Origin of the sequence: Marinobacter sp. KMM 10035 (assembly GCF_046537445.1) — a bacterium.
GTDB lineage: Bacteria > Pseudomonadota > Gammaproteobacteria > Pseudomonadales > Oleiphilaceae > Marinobacter > Marinobacter sediminicola.
In genome coordinates this window covers 2,026,022-2,042,856 of the sequence record NZ_JBBVMG010000001.1, presented here as the reverse complement: position 1 = coordinate 2,042,856, position 16,835 = coordinate 2,026,022, and the positions used below count along the sequence as shown (strand labels likewise).

The following is a 16,835-nucleotide window of genomic DNA, read 5'->3' as shown; positions in this document are numbered from 1 at the left end:
TTAGCAGGCAGGCCGTTACCGGCCCGCCTGCCCTGCAACTTACAGCTCCTGAACAGCCAGGCCCAGGCCTTCAACCAGGGCGCGATTTTCAGACCCAGTAACAACTGCAGTGCTGGCCTTTTCAGCCTGCAGCCAGGTTGTCGCAACCCGCTTGAGATCATCAAGCGTCACTGACAGCACCCGCTCACGGAAACGCGCACGCTGCTCAGCACTGCGCCCAAACAGCTTGTTGTGGAACGCATGTCGCGCCGCACCCGCCGGAGACCGTGGGCGGTCTAGCTGGCCAATCACTCCAAGAATGGATTCCTCGAGCTCCTGATACTCATGCTCGGTCTCCTGAAGCCATATCAAGGCCTTATCGAAGTCTTCAAGGGTTTCGGTCAGGCGCGGATCCCGGTATGAGAAAAAGCGGAAAGTGCCATTCACACTGTCCTGAGATGCGCCACCACCATAAGCACCACCCTTCTCCCGGATAGCCCGGTGCAGATACCCGTTGCGCAAGAAGCCGCCCAGCACCGTGAGTGCCGCCGCATCCGGATGATCAATCGGAACAGTGCTGTAGGCGCGTGCGCAAAAGTTGACCTGAGTGGAGGTCAGCCAGGCTTCGCGGGTTACGAAGTTCACAGGCTCCATGGTCCAGCTGGATGAAGCTGTGCCTTCATCGCCTTGCCAGCAGGATTTGAGGTCATCAATCAATGCAGGAAGATGCTCATCCTCACCAATGAGCAGGAATTCACGAGCCTGCTGGCGAATTCGGTCGTGCAGACTTGCCAACTGCTTACAAAAAGCATCAAGTGCTGCCGGGTCTTTCAGGGACTGATCCAGCTCTTTGGTGCCACGAATACCTGCCAACCCTCCAAGACGGAAACTCAGCCAGGCGCCAGGCCCCATACCCTGGGATGCGGCCCCCATGGCCAATGCGTGGCCACTGCCGGTGACCGACTGCTCCCGACGGGCGCGGATTTGGGCAATAATCTCCCGAATACGGTCTTTTTCATCAAACCGCGCACTGGTGTAGACATCACGGAGCAGTGTCGTCAGCGCTGTTCGGTTTCGGGCAAGCGCCTTACCACTGAATATCACGTAGCCAGAAAGGCTCTGAACATCATCAATGCGGCCTTTGGCGCTGAACGACGCCCCAATACCACCGGATTCCGCCGAAATCCGATCCTGCATCTGCAAATAATCCAGATCACCGCAGCCAACTTCGGAAATCAGAGCACCGTAATACGGCAGGAGCAGGAGCTCATCGTCAGTCAGGTCTGGCAGTGGCAGCACAACCTGCTGATAAATCAGCCCATTGGTTCCCCGTGCATAAACCGTTGCTGAAATGTCCCCGTCGAAACGTGCCTCCGGCTCAGGCATTTGCAGGGGCACATCCGTTAGATCGACTTTCGGCAGAATGGAGTCATCATCCTTACGCATCTGCCGCTCTTCCAACGCTTTAGCCCGCTCAACAATCTGCGTGACCTCTTCGCTGGTAAGCTCTGCCTTGCGTTTCGCCAGGGCTTCACGAATAGCCTGCTGACGACGGCCATCCAACTTGTCGTCTGGTCGCAGAGTGAGCGTTATCCGATGCGGGTTATTCATCAACTTGCGACGAATCAGATCGGGGATATATTGAGGATCGCGAATTTTCTCACGCAATGTAGCCAAAACAGGCTCCAGATCAAGCAATTCAACCGGATCGCCACCGTGAACCATGGGCGCGATCGCACTCATGATCAACTGAAGACCATAAGGAAAGCTGTCTCCCGCAATTTCGCGTTGATGCAATTCCAGCTGGTGAAGAATCGCTTCCAGTCGCTCTTTACTAACGCCTTCCTCAACCACTTTCTGAAGCGTGGTCTCGATCAAGGCTTCCAGATCTTTCAGTTTCTCTGGCTCGCTGCCCTCTATACCGCAAACAAAGGTCATTTCCCTGTTGGAGTCTTCGAGCCCGCACATAGGCGAAGGTGCATGGCCGATATCCGTGGTTTCCAACGCACGCATCAAGGGCGATGCGCTATTTTCCAGCAGCACCGAAGACAACAACTGCCCTTCAAGGTTTTCCTGCAGGTCAAAACTGTGGCCCAACAGCCAGCCCATCACAATATGGGTTTTACCGGCGGTATCTTCGCCCTCGGCAACGCCGTAGCCCTGCTCTACACGAACCGGGGCATACATACGCTTTTCATCACGCACTGGCAGTTCGATATCCAGCTTGTCGAATCGTTTGAGAGCCAGCTCTTCGAAGCGTTCGTGGTGCTCATGGGCCGGAATGTTGCCGTAAGTGGCAAAAATGGCGTTACTTGGGTGGTAGTGGTGCTTATAAAAGCGAATAAGATCGTCATAGCTCAGATCAACAATATGATCCGGCTCGCCGCCGCTGTTGTAATGATAGGTCGTTGTCGGGAACAGGTGGCTGCTCAGGTTCTGCCAGAGCTGAGAGGTTGCCGAACTCATGGCGCCTTTCATCTCGTTATAAACAACGCCCTTGTACACCAGGTCAGTGCTTGGGTCATCGGGCTTTTCAAACTCCAGTCGATGCCCTTCCTGGGCAAAATCCAGCGGATCCAGCTTGGAGAAGAACACTGAATCCAAATAAACCGACAGGAGATTATCGAAATCTTTACGGTTCATGCTCGCGAAGGGGTAAGCCGTCCAGTCGCTGCTGGTGAACGCATTCATGAACGTATTCAGGGAACGTCGAATCATCATGAAAAATGGATCGCGTACCGGGTAACGCTCGCTGCCGCACAGTGCCGTATGTTCAAGAATATGGGCAACGCCGGTAGAATCCATGGGAAAGGTTCTTAGCGCCACAAAAAACACGTTTTCATCGTTATCCGCCGCTAGGTGGAGATGACGGGCACCGGTTTTAATATGACGATACTCTTCAACATCAAGATTAAGCGTGTCAATCCGGTGACTGCGAAGCTTCTCAAAAGCCGGGTGGATTGCGTTATCGATCACTGCAGCCATTCAAACTATTCCTGTCTTTAAACAATTGGAGAATGACAGGGTAACACGTAGTATCGGTTATCCTGTATCCGTCACCCTAGCTATAAGGTAGCTGCCAGGATCATGAGCACATTGTCAGGCCCCAAAAAAACAGCCCAGGCTCCAGAAGTTGCCGCTTACTGGGCAGAACGCCGTCGATACCTTGAACGCATCCGCAAATCCCCTGAGGTGCGACAGCGCTTCTGGCGAGAGGTGGCCATCTACCTGGCGCGCCGCGTGCTTTGGTCGTTTGGCTTCTTTCCGATATTCATGGCGTTCTGGATTCCGCTGGTGCTGTCCAGCTTCAACCCGGTTGTAATGGCGTCGGATTTGATCCCCCTGCTCCAGGACTTTGTGAGCGGCAACCCGGAAGTACAAGCTACAACGCTCAGCACCCTGACCATCGCCTGGGCATCGGTTGGCTTCTTCTTCCTCATGTTTGATTTTGTGCTGACACCGTTCAAGTCGCCTTACGAATATGAAGCCGATGTCTACATGAGTGCGTGGGAGCAGCTCAACCATGACCAGCTTCCGTCTAAAGTGTGATTTGGCCAGCATTCTCGCCAAGTTCAGACACTTTCTGTTACATAACGCCGCTTTCGCTGGGTAAGATGAAGTTGCTCACGAATCTGTAGAATGCAGGATTAAGAGGTTCCGCCATGGTCGATTTCAGACCACTTTTGTTTTTGAATGCACTGGCTCTTATGCTTCTAGTAACAGCCGGCTTTGCTTCTGTTCTAAGTGAACTGCCGGTCGCCGCTGCCCCTCTGCAATCGTTGCAAGATGAAGCGCCAATTAAGCCCGCCAGCAAACCGGTGGAAACGCAAAGCCCACAAACCGTTGCTGAAGCACCTGAAACTGCACCTGCACCTGCACCTGAAACTGTTGCTGAAGCGACCGTGGAAGTGAAAGCCGCGCCTGTGGAACAGCCAGGGAGCACAGAGCAATTCAATATTCCAGATCTTCCGGATGAGGCGGTCATGCTTGCCTCGGCCGAACCTCCAGCAGCAATAGCCACCTATACCGCCAAAGCTGAGCCAGAGCAGCCACCAGCCCCGACTACCGGCGCCCTTACACTGCGCTCTAACGTGGCTGGCGACCGGGTTGAAATCAACGGCAAGGATTACGGCGCAACCCGGCTGGATCTTGAACTGGCCCCAGGCAAATACGATATCACCATCAGTAAAGACGGATTCCGCCCTTGGCAGCAAAGCGTTGCCCTCGATGCTGGCAACGAGCTGACCCTCGTAGGCAAACTGGAAGCCTACACTACCGTCAATTACCAGAACGGGAATTGGCGAGGCGGCATAAAGACCGGCGACGGAACCTATGAAGACAAAGATGGCCTTAAATACGAAGGTCAATTTGTAGATGGCGCTTTCCACGGTTCTGGCACAGCCTGGTACCCGGATGGAACCCGCTATGAAGGTGACTGGGTCACGGGCAAGCGTGCGGGCGAAGGCGTATGGCGCGACGCAGATGGCTCACGTTATACCGGGCAGTTTGCCGCCGATTCGTTCCAGGGCCAGGGCACCCTCACTCTTGCCAACGGTGATATCCTGACCGGAGAGTGGTCACAGGGGCGGCTCAACGGCCACGGTTCCCTGACAACAGCCGACGGGATGCTGTACGTCGGCGGGTTCCTCAACAGCGACTTTCATGGGCGCGGCACTCTCACCTACCCCGATGGCCGTCATTACGAAGGCGACTTTTCAAATGGTACTTTCCATGGTCGCGGCTCGGAAGTTTTTGCCAATGGCAAGAAATACGAAGGTGAGTATATTGAAGGCAAGTTCCACGGAAATGGTTTGCTGCGCAACCCGAATGGCAGCTCCATCGAGGCTACATTCCGCCACGGTGAACCCTATGGTCAGGTTCGCCTGACCACGGCGGCAGGTGAGATTTTCACTGCCCGAACAACAGAGCCCGGCGTGTGTTATCGGGACAAAAGCTACAGGGCCACACAGTGCCCGAAACTCGAAGGCTGGTAGCTCTAACAGTAAAACCAGCCCGATAACCAACGCGAATGAAGTAACAGCTTGAGGTAGTAAGATGGCGATCAAGAACGCTCTTCTGGTGGATGACTCCAAGGTAGCCAGGTTTGCCCTGAGCAAACTGCTGGAAAGCCGCGACATGCATGTCAACATGGCAGGTTCAGCTGAAGAAGCTCTGGATTTTCTGGACAGCAATGAACATCCGGACGTCATTTTCATGGATCATCTGATGCCCGGCATGAATGGCGTGGAAGCCACCAAGGCCATCAAGAGCAATCCGAATACCGCGAGCATACCAATCATTATGTGTACGTCTCAGAAGTCGTCATCTTTTACCAAAGAGGCGAAAAACTTCGGGGTATACAACATCCTGACCAAGCCAACTCAGCCCGAAGGTCTTGGCCTGGTGCTTGAGCAACTCGCCAGCGACGTAAAAAGCGGAACCCTGCCCCTTTCTCCTCTATCGGAATCAGGGCTTGACGATCTGGCTGTTGGCACGGCCGAAAGCGACTCGCTGGAAATGTCAGCGGAGCCCTCTGATCTTGAGGCTGCCCTCAACGGCAAGAAAGCATCCAACACCGTGCCACTCACAAGCGATCTGATTGAGCAGATCGCCCGCTCAGCGGCCCATGGCCAGGTTAATAACAATCTGCATGAATTGCTCAGCTCGCTGTTTGATGAGCAGTTTGAAAATCTCAAGCGCGCACTGGATGAATCCCGCGGAAAGCAGGAAAGCATTATTGAAGAACGCTTGGGCGCCATGAGTGCAATGCTAGAGGAGCGAACACGACACCTGCGCGATGATGTCGCCGCTGAGGTAAATCTCAGTCTGGGTCGGGAGCTTGCGGATCTTAAAAAGGATCTCTCACGCAACTCAGGCTTTACCGCCAACCACATGGCTGAACTGAAGGATCACATTACCAGCGTACAGACCATTGATACGGAGTTCTGGCAGACGCTGCAATCTGAAGCCATCCAGCAAGCCCACGAAATCTCCCGCGAAACTGCGGAAGACATCGCCCAGCGCACGATCGACTTGTTTGTAGCGCAGCAGCGTTCCGCATCGTCCAGAATCTACACCGTCGGGCTAGCGGTTAGCCTTGGGGTGTTCAGTCTCGGAATTGCGTGGCTTGCAGGGCTCTTCGGTTAAGTTCCTCCCGAGCCCTCACCCAATCTTCCGGCGTGTCTATGTCGTCATGGACACCCGGAATATTCAGACGCGCTGCATAGGCTTCCGCCAATAAGCGACCAGCACCTCGATCACCCTCCAGTGCCAACACGTCAGGCCAAAGCCATCGCGGCAGATAAGCCGGTACGCCCGGGCGCCGGCCATAATCCGCTGCCGCTGGCACCGTGGGAAAACATCTCGCGGCTTCACCCAACGCCTGAAGGGCTCCTATATCCAGCAGTGGCTGATCCACAACCAACACAAACACGCCCTTTGCCCGAGGCCCCAGGCTTTGGATACCCGCCACTAATGAAGCTGCCATACCCTCGTGCCAGCACGCCACAGGGACCCAACGGGAAGGCTGCTGGCGACAGCGAAAACGAATCAATGGATACCAGGCGCCACATACAACACGCACATCGCGGCTAAGCACCCTGGCCTGCCTTATAGCGTTACTCAGTAACGTATCGCTGGGCCCTTCCATGCCTCCCACGTTTAACAGGGCTTTAGGCCGCCCAAGCCGGCTGGAAGCCCCAGCTGCGAGCACAAGTGCCGGAAAATCCTGATCGAAGTCATGGCGAGAGGCAGTTATGATGTCGCTCCTGATAAGGCAATGAACATGAAAAAGAGTGACGAGGTACGTTTTAGTGCAATAACTCGACAAGACACTCACTAAGGGATTTTTGCTAGAATCCCTCCATCAATCAACTATACCCGCCCGGAAATTTAATGAACCATCTGTTTGTAGACAACCTCACCGTTATTGATTTTGCTTACCTGGACCCCGCCCGTGGGTTAGTAGGGGAAAGCTGGATTGCCGACGTTGTGCTGGGAGGTGAGCTTGATGACCAGGGCATGGTATTCGATTTCAGCAACGTGAAGCGCACCATCAAGCGCATCATCGATGAACGCGTAGATCATCGGCTGGTAATACCCCGGGGTTACGAAGGCCTCTCCTGGAACCAAGACACGCCTGACACCTTCACCTGGGCGCTTACCGATGGCAGTCACATCGTCCATCGGTCCCCCGACGAAGCCGTTGTATGGCTGTCTGCAGACCGGGTTATTCCATCGGCTGTCGCCGCCTTGCTCGAGCGGGAATTGCTGGCCGTTCTTCCTTCGAATGTCACTTCAGTGCAGATCAACCTGCGGGAAGAAGTGCTTGAAGGGGCTTACTATCACTACGTACACGGCCTGAAAAAGCATCTGGGCAACTGCCAGCGCATCGCCCACGGCCACCGCTCACCTATTCGGATAGACCGCAACGGCAAGCGTGACGGGGAACTGGAACGCTCTTGGGCCAAGTTATGGCAGGATATTTATGTGGGCTCTGAGGAAGATGTCGTACGCCGCCATGTAGAAGATGGCGTGGCTTACATAACCTTCGAATATGAGTCCAACCAGGGTGAGTTTGCCCTGACCCTGCCCGAGGCGCGGGTTTATATGATGAACACAGATACGACTGTGGAATTCATTGCCGCTCACATTGCAGACGCGCTGAAAGCCAAATTCCCATCTGACACGATTCTCGTAAAAGCCTACGAAGGCGTTGGCAAAGGCGCCATAGCTTCCCGCTAAAATCGGCCGCATCGAAAGCAGGCCACTCCATAGCCAAGTGAGCAGGGTGCCGCCTCCCAAAACTGTGTGTTGCCAGGGATGGCAACACCAAGCCCCCATGGATGGGTTCACGGCGTGTTTTGGGAGGCGGCACCCTGCTCACGGTTCGCGGCACATAGCTAAACTCCACTTTTCATTCAGGCACAAAAAAACCGCCCGAAGGCGGTTTTTTTGATGGCTATCCGGTGGACTAAACCGTCAAGCCGTATTGGCGTCCCCTAGGGGGTTCGAACCCCTGTTGCCGCCGTGAAAGGGCGGAGTCCTAGGCCACTAGACGAAGGGGACTAGAAAATTGGTGGAGCCAGACGGGATCGAACCGTCGACCTCAACACTGCCAGTGTTGCGCTCTCCCAGCTGAGCTATGGCCCCAACGGATGCGTATATTAAGGATCCACCCCATGGTCGTCAACCTTTCGCCCCACTTTTTTCAACTTTTCTGAACTTCCCTGTCCATCGCGTTCATTTCTTGGCCAAACTGGTCATTAAGCGCCCAAAGCCGCGTACTCTTTCTCTACTTTCTTGGTTTCTTTCTTGGAGAAACCACCGAGCACTTCCAGAGCGTGGCGCAAACGGGCGCGAGTCATATCCGGGCCCAACATATCCATGGAATCCATAACAGACCAGGAGTTCGGGGTACCGGCAATGGCCACAAACACAGAAAACATGAAATCGCCCATTTTCAGATCCATGGCTTTCGCCAGGAATTTGATATCGGCAAAAATGGTGTCCTTGCTCCAATGACGCTGAGCTTCCAACTTCCACAGAGTGAACTGCAACACCCGTTTGATTTGCGATTCTTCCAGCTTGTTGTGGGTAAAGTTTTCAGGCTTTAAATCCAGCATGCCGGAGAACATAAACTGAGCCATGGGCGCCACATCGGAGAACACCTCTGCCCTGCCCTGGATATGAGGCACCATTGCCTTGAGTGAATCCTTGTTGAACCACCACTGGCTCATGCGCTCGACAAACTGGTCTTCTGTTAGCTCATCGCGCAGCCACTGGCCGTTAAGCCAGCGCAACTTCTCAACATCAAAAACCGGCCCGCCGAGGGATACCCGCTGAATGTCGAAATTACCGATCATCTCATCCAGAGTGAACTTTTCACGCTCATCCGGCATGGACCAGCCCATTCGGCCAAGGTAGTTGGTTACGGCTTCCGGCAAAAAGCCCATGCGCTCGTAAAAGTTGATACTGGTGGGGTTTTTGCGTTTTGAGAGCTTGCTCTTATCCGGGTTACGCAGCAGCGGCAGATGGCAAAGCACAGGCATATCCCAACCAAAATACTCGTACAGCAGCTTGTGCTTGGGCGCAGAGTTAATCCACTCTTCGCCACGCAATACGTGGGTAATTTCCATTAAGTGGTCATCAACCACGTTGGCCAAATGGTACGTCGGCATACCATCGGACTTCAGCAGGATTTGGCAATCCACCTGCGCCCAGTCGATCTCAATAGTGCCCCGGAGCATGTCATCAATTTCGCAAACACCTTCATCGGGCACTTTCATACGAATAACATAGGATTCACCCGCATCCAAACGGCGCTTGATCTCTTCCTGGGATACTTCAAGGTTTCCCTTGATGCCCGGGTTCAAACCTTGCGCCTTGCGATCTTCGCGAATGGCATCCAGCTCTTCAGGCGTGCGGAAGCAATAGAACGCATGACCCGCCGTTACCAAGTCTTCAGCGTACTGAGCATAGGAGTGCTTGCGCTCTGACTGACGATAAGGACCGTGGGGCCCGCCCACATCGGGACCTTCATCCCAGTTGAGGCCGAGCCAGCGCAGAGCCTTGAGAATATCCTGCTCGGATTCCGCCGTACTGCGAGCCTGGTCGGTATCTTCAATGCGCAGGATAAACTTGCCACCGTGCTGTCGGGCAAAACAAAGGTTAAACAGGGCCACGTAGGCGGTACCAACGTGTGGGTCACCGGTGGGTGATGGGGCAATTCGGGTACGTACAGTCATGGAACCTTCCTGAAAATCGGTGGCCGTTTGATTAGCCAGGCATTATACCGGCCCGGGCATTATTTCGCATGAGTGCAAATCGTATCATTGGGCTGGCGTCTCGAGACACAACAAGATTTTGCGATGACATCACGAACAGTGTTACATTATAACATTACCAACCAGCTTCAGGATTCCGACCTAACATGCACGCCAAAATCATAGCCCTGGCTCTAATGCTGACAACCAGCACCTTGTTTTATTCCGACAATACGCTTGCCGACACTCGCATTCTCACTTCCATCAAGCCACTGGAACTTATGGTGCGCGCGATAGCCACGGAAGACATGCGGGTAAGCACTCTGGTGCCACCTGGCGCCAGCCCTCACAACTATTCAATGACACCGTCAAAGCGTCGGGAACTGGAAGATTCCGATGTTATTTTCTGGGTAGGCCCCAAAATGGAGACGTTTCTGAATCGCCTGTTGACGGGCAGCGAATTTGGCGGACGTTCGATCATGCTTATGGAGCGCGATGAAGACAGCGAACACGCTGACAGTGCAGATAGTCATGATGAACACAGCCACGGGCATGACCATGGAGATGGTGAAGACCCTCATATCTGGGTGGACCCACACATGGCGCTAACCATGGCAGAAACCATCCGAGATACCCTGGCCCAAAGGAACATGGCAGACAAACCTGCCCTCGATGCCAACCTGGAAGCATTCAGAGCATCAGTGACAGCCAGAGAGCAGCAGATCCGGAAGCAACTGGAGCCCTTGCGGGACACCAGCCTGTTTGCATACCACAGCGCCTTCACACGGTTCGCTGAACACTACAGCCTGAATGTAGAGGGCGTGCTTACACTCAACCCCGAGCTGTCACCGGGAGCCCGGCACATTGCACAAGTGCAGAGCAGCTTGCGCAATGCAAATCATCCCTGCCTGCTAACGGAGCCGCAATTCAACCGGCAGTGGTGGCGTTCCATCACCAGTGGGCTGGATGTGACATTCAGCACTTGGGACCCACTGGCTACAGACATAACCGCAAACCCAGAGGGGTATGTGGCCTTCCAGCAAAGCATTGCCGATGCCGTGCTCAAATGCCTACCAGAGAATGCTGAGCATTAAGGGAATAGACACCATGGCCAGAAGTGTCTGGCCACTGATGATACCTGCCATCAACGGTGCATCGCCGCCCAACTGCCGTGCCAGGATATAGGCCGAGGTCGCTGTTGGCAGAGTGGCCAGCAGTATCGCGACCTGCACCAGGGTGCCATCAAGGCCCAACAGAAGGGCCAAGCCTGCGGCCATAAACGGGAACAGTAGCAACTTTAAAACAGACGAGACAACAAAAGGCACAGAAGCGCCTCGCAGGGCTTTTAACTGAAGCCCTGCGCCCACTGTCATCAGCCCCATTGGCAAAGCCAGGTTGCTTAACGGCTCAAGTGTTCCTGCGAGGAGCGGATGAAAGTCAATTTCGAAAAAGCTCCAGGTCACGCCAAGCACCGACCCTATAATCAGTGGGTTTGATGCAATGGCGCGCACCACAGGCCCCAGCCGGGCCGGGCCGTCTGTTGCCACAATCGAAAACATCAGAATGCACAGTAAATTAATCAGCGGCACCATGACCGCAACGGCAATGGCCGTGAGGGACAGACCATCATCGCCAAGTAACATGCCCCCGGCCGCTAGTGCCACGTAGGAATTAAACCGGATAGCCCCCTGGTACACCGAAGAAAAAACCGGCCCATTCCAGCGCCAGAAGAACTGTACAACCACCAAAAGCAACGTCATCGCCAGCAGCATGGACGCGATAAGTAAGGCAGTATCACCATAGGCGGAGACGGGTAAACGAGCTTGCCCAAGCTTGAACACCAGCATGGCGGGAAAGAGCACGTAGTAGGTAAAGCGCTCAGCCTGAGGCCAGAATTCAATCGACGGAAATGCCCAGCGCCTGAACAGGTGCCCTAAAACAATCAGCGCAAAAACAGGCACGAGGGCCTGAACCATAACCGGCATACCGAATACTCCAGCATCAAAAACTGATAAATAAGCATCTATCCCGAACTTTTTACCGGGAAACCGCCGAGCATATCAGATGACTAATAACCCGTCCCGAAGTGGTTATTTCTATAACACTCTATGCCCACGGTCATCTGCCCCAGTAGTCAGCGCGAGCCATGCCTGCGAGAATAATTCACACGACACCGCCCACTTCCTTTTAAAACCATAGCCAGCTTGAGGGACAGCCCATGCAAAAAGGTTCAGAGCACGGTAAAGCAACCAGAATCATCCATAACCGCCGCCACAAGGATGGCTTTGGCAGTCCCTACTCGCCGATTTATAACACCACCACCTACCGGTTTCCGGATACAGCAGCGCTGCAAGAGGTCATTGCAGGCCGTGCGCCGGGTAACCTGTACACTCGCTGGGGCAGTAATCCGTCCATTCAGGAGCTGGAACAAGGCCTGGCCAGCCTTGAAGAGACAGAAGATGCGCTAGCCTTCGCCTCGGGGATGGCCGCCATCTCGGCAACCCTGTTTGCCCATGGCCGAAACGGCATTGTGTGCGTGGGGGATCTATACGGTGGCACACAGGAGCTACTGACAAAACATTTCGAACCGCTGGGCATCCCCGTTACCTTCCTGTTAAAACATGATCCCCAGCAACTGGCCCACGCCCTGAACAAACCCGGCATGCTGGTGTACTGCGAATCGCCGGCCAATCCCACGCTGAGCATATTGGACATTCGGGAATTGGCGCAGCAGGCCCACGCCAAGGGCGCCCTGCTTGCAGTAGACAATACCTTTGCATCTCCGGTGAACCAACGGCCGTTAAACCTGGGGGCAGACCTGAGCCTTCACAGCGCAAGTAAATTCCTTGGTGGGCACAGCGACATTACAGCAGGCGCAGTCATGGCCTCTGCGGAACGAATAAAGCCCATCGCCCAGTGGCGTAAAAACCTCGGCCAGATTCTCGCACCAGAAACCGCTGCTCTACTCTCTCGCAGCCTCAGAACCCTGCCCCTGCGGGTAAAGCAACACAATGAGAACGCTTTGGCGGTTGCCCGCGCGATGGAAGGCCACCCGGCCATAAAACGAGTGCTCTACCCAGGCTTGCCTGACTTCCCGGGTCACAACCTGGCGAAGCAACAAATGGACGGGTTTGGCGGCGTGCTGACGATAGAGATCAAAGGGGACCGGGAACAAGCGGTAAAAGTTGCGGACAACTTGCAGGTTTTCTTGCTGGCCACCAGTTTGGGCGGCGTGGAAAGCCTGGTTTCCCAGCCCTGCGCCACAAGCCATCATGGCATCAGCCAAGAGGAGCGAGAGCGCCGTGGTATTACCGACGGCATGCTGCGGATGTCTGTTGGGCTTGAAGACGCTGAAGACCTGGTAGCAGACCTTCAGCAAGCCCTTGGTAAATTATAAATCGCCGTTATCGAGAAAGTCGCGAAGGGCTACAGCGTTGTTGTGCTCTGTATCCTTTGCGGCGAATACCAGGGTTATGCGTTTGTGCTCTTTTATAATCGCCTTCAACTCCTTCAGAGCGTCGGCTGCGTCTCCTTCCTTCGCGGCCTTCAACTCCTTCAGGTAGCGCTGCCGAAACTCTTTCCACTTCTCAGGGTCGTGATCAAACCATTTTCGCAGCTCAGTGGAAGGCGCCAGCCCTTTTAGCCAGGCCTCGATATCCGCATCTTCCTTGGCGACGCCACGGGGCCATATCCTGTCGACCAGAATGCGTGGGCCGTCAGAACGTGCGGCGTCTTCGTAAGCTCTCTTGATTCGAATATCCATCATCAAGCCTCCGTTTATCGTTCAGACAAGATCATCCGGGCTCAACTGTTTTACCGACGTTTTACCCAGCAACGCAAGAGTCAACTCAACCTCATAGCGGAAGTTGTCCAGCATTCGCAAAACCGCTGCCTCACCACCGGCTGCCAGTGCATACGCCCATGCGCGGCCCACCAGACAGGCGTTCGCGCCAAGGCAAAGCGCCCGCACAACGTCCTGGCCAGACTGTATGCCGCCATCAAACAGAATCTCGGTTTTTCCGGACACGGCTTCTACGATGGCGGGCAGCGCCGAAATGGTTGACGGCGCACCATCCAGTTGTCTCCCACCATGATTGGAAACAACAATGCCATCGGCGCCAACATCTACTGCCGAGCGAGCATCGCCTGGATCCATAATCCCTTTGATAACCAGCTTGCCCGGCCAGTGCTGGCGCACCCATTCGAGATCCTTCCAGGTAACCGACGCATCAAACTGCTGGTCTACCCAGGCTTTGAAATCCTCAGGATTGCGTCCCGAAGGCACGGCATCGGAGAGGTTGCCAAACGTCAGGGGCTTGCCCTTGATGGCAACATCCCAAAGCCAGAGGGGATGGGAAAGCAGATCAGACAGCTTTTGCATCTTGCCCCAGGTTGAGAGACCGCCATTCATGCCGTTACGCACATCTCTATAACGCACGCCGAGTTTGGGAAGATCGACCGTAAACACCAGAGTGGTGTATCCCGCTTTGTGTGCACGGTTAAGCAAGGCTTCCGAGTAGCCCCGATCTTTCAGAACATACAGCTGAAACCAGTTAGCCGCGCTGGTTGCCGCGGCAACCTCTTCCAGCGAACAGATGGCGACAGTGCTGAGGCAAAAAGGCACGCCGGCTTCCTGCGCTGCTCGGGCGACCTGAACTTCGCCCCTGCGGGCGAGCATGCCGGCAAGACCAACGGGCGCAAGAGCCAGTGGTAAGGCGGCATTCTGGCCCAGTATTTGTGTGGCGGCAGAGGCGTTGGACACATCCCGCATAACCCGTTGGCGAAAGTGCAGGTGTTGGAAATCCCCTGTGTTCTCTCTTAGAGTCTGCTCTGAAAAGGCGCCACCATCAAAGTAGTCAAACATCATCCGAGGCAGTCGGGCTTCGGCGATTTTGCGGTTGTCTGTTGTGTTTGCGGGCGTAATCATTGTTTTACGTATTCTCCGGCAGACCATTCAGGATAGGGCCGCCACTGTTTTTTCCAGGCTGTAACTTTCTCTGGCTTCATGGGCCTGGCAATGGCGTAGCCCTGAGCATGATAGCAACCAAGGCGGATCAGGAGCTTCCCGTGCTCCATGGTTTCCACCCCCTCTGCCACCAGCTTTTTGTCGAACGCATGAGAGAGGCCAATTATGCCCTTGAGGATCGCAATGTCGTCACCATTCGACAACGCACTGCTCACAAACCCTTGGTCGATTTTCAAGGTTTTGACGGGTAGTTTTTTGAGATATGAAAGTGAAGAGTACCCGGTGCCAAAGTCGTCCAACGAAAAGGTCACCCCAAGGCTTTCGCATTCCCGGATAATACTACCCGCCTTATCAAGCTCGCCAAGAGCTGCTGTTTCAAGTATTTCCAGATCCAGTCTCTGTGGCGCAACATGAGGGTATCTGGCCAGCGCCCCGGCCAACCTTGTTGCAAAATCCGGGTGCTGGAGATGCATCGCGGCAATATTCACTCCCACATCCAAAACCAGCCCTTCACTATCCCAAACCGTCATTTGTCTGAGCGCCTCGTTGATAACCCACTCACCAATATTGATCATCAATAGGTGATGCTCCAGCACTGGCAGAAATTGCATTGGGCTCAGGGTACCTTGCTCCGGATGCTCCCACCGAATAAGCGCCTCAACACCGATTACAACGCCCGATCGTAGACAGACCTTCGGTTGATACAGCAGCCTGAACTGATCGCCTGCAAGCCCAGCACGAATGTCGGCCAAAAGCCGCTGGCGCTCAACCGACTGGCGCTGTGCATCAGCATCCAGAAACAACCACTCACCTTTTTGTTCCTGCTTCGCTCGAAACAACGTGTGATCAGCCTGCCGCAAAAGCGTATCCCCATCGTCTGCGCCATCATGGGGAAAACGAACGATGCCCGCCGTAAATGCCATACTAATACTGCCACCATCAAGCATGAATGGCTGTTCGGCCGTCAGCCTCAAGGCCCTAAGCTGGGATTCTACTTTTCCGCTATCTGCAAGAAGCACAACAAACTCGTCGCCACTGATTCGTGCAAGGTGCCCACCGTATGCCATCGCATCCTTCCAGCGTCTGGCAAGCAAACCAAGTAGCCGGTCGGCAGATTCCTCACCGAAGCGGGCATTCACTTTATGAAAATTATCCAGATCAATGGAGATCACCGCAGCGGACTCTGCAGGTAAATGCTTTTGCTGCATTACATTCCGGATCTCCCGGAGTATTCCATTACGATTCATCAGCCCGGTAACCGGATCCGAATACGCGAGAAACTTCAGGTGTTCTGCGTGCTCAGACGCCTGCTGTTCAAGCGCTGTATTGAGGTTGTCATGATGCAAGCGAGCAAGCTCATCCTCAGCTCTGAGCCGCGCCATTTTTTCACGCATCAACTGCATGGTGCTGGCAGCCAGCTTTTCATAGATTTCCAGCAGAGCCGAAACCATTACAGACACTGCACCGCTTAGCTCGTTATCAACTTCCTTTTTGGCTTCTGATAAAGGAACACCTCGCTCTACCGCCTTGATGGTGAGCGCCATTCGGCGATCTGACTCAAGAATATGAAAAGCCAGCCATCGGGTAAGGTAGGAGAACAATTCGCTCATGACCTTTTCTTCTGGCTCTTCACTGGAGCGGAACATATGGATCTGAACGAAGAACAACTGATGGCCATCGTGATGATTCTGCACCATTTCCTGCTCACCAAGAGCAGCTTTCCAGATTTCTTCCTCCGCTTTGAAATGATAGGCGGCATAAGAAAGCAGTTCATCCAGAATGTGGCCGATTTCAAGCTCGGAGGTACTGGATGCAAAATGCCAGGCAAGCCTGTTAACTATTTCAACAAGCACCTTATGTTGTTCATCAATTGTTTCGATGCCCGTTTCGAAATTCCGGTTCCATGGGAAAATTTCGAAAACGGTAGTGTCTGCTTCAGACATGGCTAAGGATCCAAACTTCGTTGATAGGAACTGCCCTAAGCATAGACTAAATTGCGGCCATTCTTTTCATCATCACCACTCAATGAACAACCTGGACAGCCCCCATGCGATGGATCATTTCTGCGCCGTACAAATTGATATATCCGTAGGCGAAAGCTGCCTGCCTCTGCTAGAACTTTGGGG

General features: G+C 54.2%; 13 protein-coding genes and 2 tRNA genes. 6 read left to right on the top strand and 9 right to left on the bottom strand.

Features of this window, described 5'->3' with window-relative positions; translation table 11 throughout:
• Positions 1-39 precede the first annotated feature (39 nt).
• On the bottom strand, positions 40-2,964 hold the full coding sequence (locus AADB16_RS09130) for an insulinase family protein (protein WP_410802798.1): 2,925 nt from the start codon (positions 2,962-2,964) through the stop codon (positions 40-42).
• Between the two features lie 102 nt (positions 2,965-3,066).
• Between AADB16_RS09130 and AADB16_RS09125 the strand changes: the two genes are divergently transcribed.
• From AADB16_RS09125 to AADB16_RS09115, 3 genes are all read left to right on the top strand, one after another.
• Complete coding sequence (locus tag AADB16_RS09125; RefSeq protein ID WP_410802796.1) at positions 3,067-3,528, top strand: hypothetical protein; 462 nt, start codon at positions 3,067-3,069, stop codon at positions 3,526-3,528.
• A gap of 113 nt (positions 3,529-3,641) precedes the next feature.
• Entirely contained in the window at positions 3,642-4,973 is a 1,332-nt protein-coding gene (locus tag AADB16_RS09120) for a PEGA domain-containing protein (RefSeq protein ID WP_410802794.1), read from the top strand.
• Positions 4,974-5,034: 61 nt separating this feature from the next.
• Entirely contained in the window at positions 5,035-6,126 is a 1,092-nt protein-coding gene (locus AADB16_RS09115) for a response regulator (RefSeq protein WP_410802792.1), read from the top strand.
• On the opposite strand, the gene AADB16_RS09110 is transcribed toward AADB16_RS09115, so the two are convergent.
• Entirely contained in the window at positions 6,086-6,691 is a 606-nt protein-coding gene (locus AADB16_RS09110) for an NTP transferase domain-containing protein (RefSeq protein ID WP_410802790.1), read from the bottom strand. The two genes, AADB16_RS09115 and AADB16_RS09110, sit on opposite strands and share 41 nt — an antisense overlap.
• A 182-nt stretch (positions 6,692-6,873) precedes the next feature.
• Between AADB16_RS09110 and AADB16_RS09105 the strand changes: the two genes are divergently transcribed.
• Entirely contained in the window at positions 6,874-7,722 is an 849-nt protein-coding gene (locus AADB16_RS09105; RefSeq protein WP_309043129.1) for a 6-carboxytetrahydropterin synthase, read from the top strand.
• 248 nt (positions 7,723-7,970) lie between these two features.
• Here AADB16_RS09105 and AADB16_RS09100 read toward each other — a convergent pair.
• The 3 genes from AADB16_RS09100 to gltX form a co-directional block, all read right to left on the bottom strand.
• A tRNA-Glu gene (locus AADB16_RS09100) sits at positions 7,971-8,046 on the bottom strand.
• An 8-nt stretch (positions 8,047-8,054) separates the two neighbouring features.
• Positions 8,055-8,130: transfer RNA gene (locus AADB16_RS09095), tRNA-Ala, on the bottom strand.
• A gap of 113 nt (positions 8,131-8,243) precedes the next feature.
• A complete protein-coding gene (gene gltX / locus AADB16_RS09090; protein WP_410802788.1) occupies positions 8,244-9,725 on the bottom strand; it encodes a glutamate--tRNA ligase in 1,482 nt (493 codons plus the stop codon).
• Between the two features lie 185 nt (positions 9,726-9,910).
• Here gltX and AADB16_RS09085 point away from each other — a divergent pair, with 185 nt between their 5' ends.
• Positions 9,911-10,837: a zinc ABC transporter substrate-binding protein gene (locus AADB16_RS09085; protein ID WP_410802787.1), complete on the top strand. Its 927-nt coding sequence runs from the start codon at positions 9,911-9,913 to the stop codon at positions 10,835-10,837.
• On the opposite strand, the gene AADB16_RS09080 is transcribed toward AADB16_RS09085, so the two are convergent.
• Positions 10,814-11,728, bottom strand: a complete 915-nt coding sequence (locus tag AADB16_RS09080) for an AEC family transporter (RefSeq protein WP_410802785.1) — start codon at positions 11,726-11,728, stop codon at positions 10,814-10,816. The two genes, AADB16_RS09085 and AADB16_RS09080, sit on opposite strands and share 24 nt — an antisense overlap.
• A 233-nt stretch (positions 11,729-11,961) precedes the next feature.
• Between AADB16_RS09080 and AADB16_RS09075 the strand changes: the two genes are divergently transcribed.
• Complete coding sequence (locus AADB16_RS09075; protein ID WP_410802783.1) at positions 11,962-13,140, top strand: trans-sulfuration enzyme family protein; 1,179 nt, start codon at positions 11,962-11,964, stop codon at positions 13,138-13,140.
• Here AADB16_RS09075 and AADB16_RS09070 read toward each other — a convergent pair.
• From AADB16_RS09070 to AADB16_RS09060, 3 genes are read right to left on the bottom strand one after another with little or no spacing between them, the layout of a single operon-like run.
• Positions 13,135-13,506: a DUF488 domain-containing protein gene (locus tag AADB16_RS09070; RefSeq protein WP_410803628.1), complete on the bottom strand. Its 372-nt coding sequence runs from the start codon at positions 13,504-13,506 to the stop codon at positions 13,135-13,137. The genes AADB16_RS09075 and AADB16_RS09070 overlap by 6 nt on opposite strands.
• A gap of 21 nt (positions 13,507-13,527) precedes the next feature.
• Entirely contained in the window at positions 13,528-14,670 is a 1,143-nt protein-coding gene (locus AADB16_RS09065) for an L-lactate dehydrogenase (protein WP_410802781.1), read from the bottom strand.
• Entirely contained in the window at positions 14,667-16,652 is a 1,986-nt protein-coding gene (locus AADB16_RS09060) for a putative bifunctional diguanylate cyclase/phosphodiesterase (protein WP_410802779.1), read from the bottom strand. Before AADB16_RS09060 ends, AADB16_RS09065 begins: the two co-directional genes overlap by 4 nt.
• Positions 16,653-16,835 lie beyond the last annotated feature (183 nt).

Coding starts and splice junctions, on each gene's coding strand:
- AADB16_RS09060 (WP_410802779.1), bottom strand. CDS start 16,652: ATGTCTGAAGCAGACACTACCGTTTTCGAAATTTTCCCATGGAACCGG.
- AADB16_RS09080 (WP_410802785.1), bottom strand. CDS start 11,728: ATGCCGGTTATGGTTCAGGCCCTCGTGCCTGTTTTTGCGCTGATTGTT.
- gltX (WP_410802788.1), bottom strand. CDS start 9,725: ATGACTGTACGTACCCGAATTGCCCCATCACCCACCGGTGACCCACAC.
- AADB16_RS09085 (WP_410802787.1), top strand. CDS start 9,911: ATGCACGCCAAAATCATAGCCCTGGCTCTAATGCTGACAACCAGCACC.
- AADB16_RS09105 (WP_309043129.1), top strand. CDS start 6,874: ATGAACCATCTGTTTGTAGACAACCTCACCGTTATTGATTTTGCTTAC.
- AADB16_RS09075 (WP_410802783.1), top strand. CDS start 11,962: ATGCAAAAAGGTTCAGAGCACGGTAAAGCAACCAGAATCATCCATAAC.
- AADB16_RS09125 (WP_410802796.1), top strand. CDS start 3,067: ATGAGCACATTGTCAGGCCCCAAAAAAACAGCCCAGGCTCCAGAAGTT.
- AADB16_RS09070 (WP_410803628.1), bottom strand. CDS start 13,506: ATGGATATTCGAATCAAGAGAGCTTACGAAGACGCCGCACGTTCTGAC.
- AADB16_RS09130 (WP_410802798.1), bottom strand. CDS start 2,964: ATGGCTGCAGTGATCGATAACGCAATCCACCCGGCTTTTGAGAAGCTT.
- AADB16_RS09065 (WP_410802781.1), bottom strand. CDS start 14,670: ATGATTACGCCCGCAAACACAACAGACAACCGCAAAATCGCCGAAGCC.
- AADB16_RS09120 (WP_410802794.1), top strand. CDS start 3,642: ATGGTCGATTTCAGACCACTTTTGTTTTTGAATGCACTGGCTCTTATG.
- AADB16_RS09115 (WP_410802792.1), top strand. CDS start 5,035: ATGGCGATCAAGAACGCTCTTCTGGTGGATGACTCCAAGGTAGCCAGG.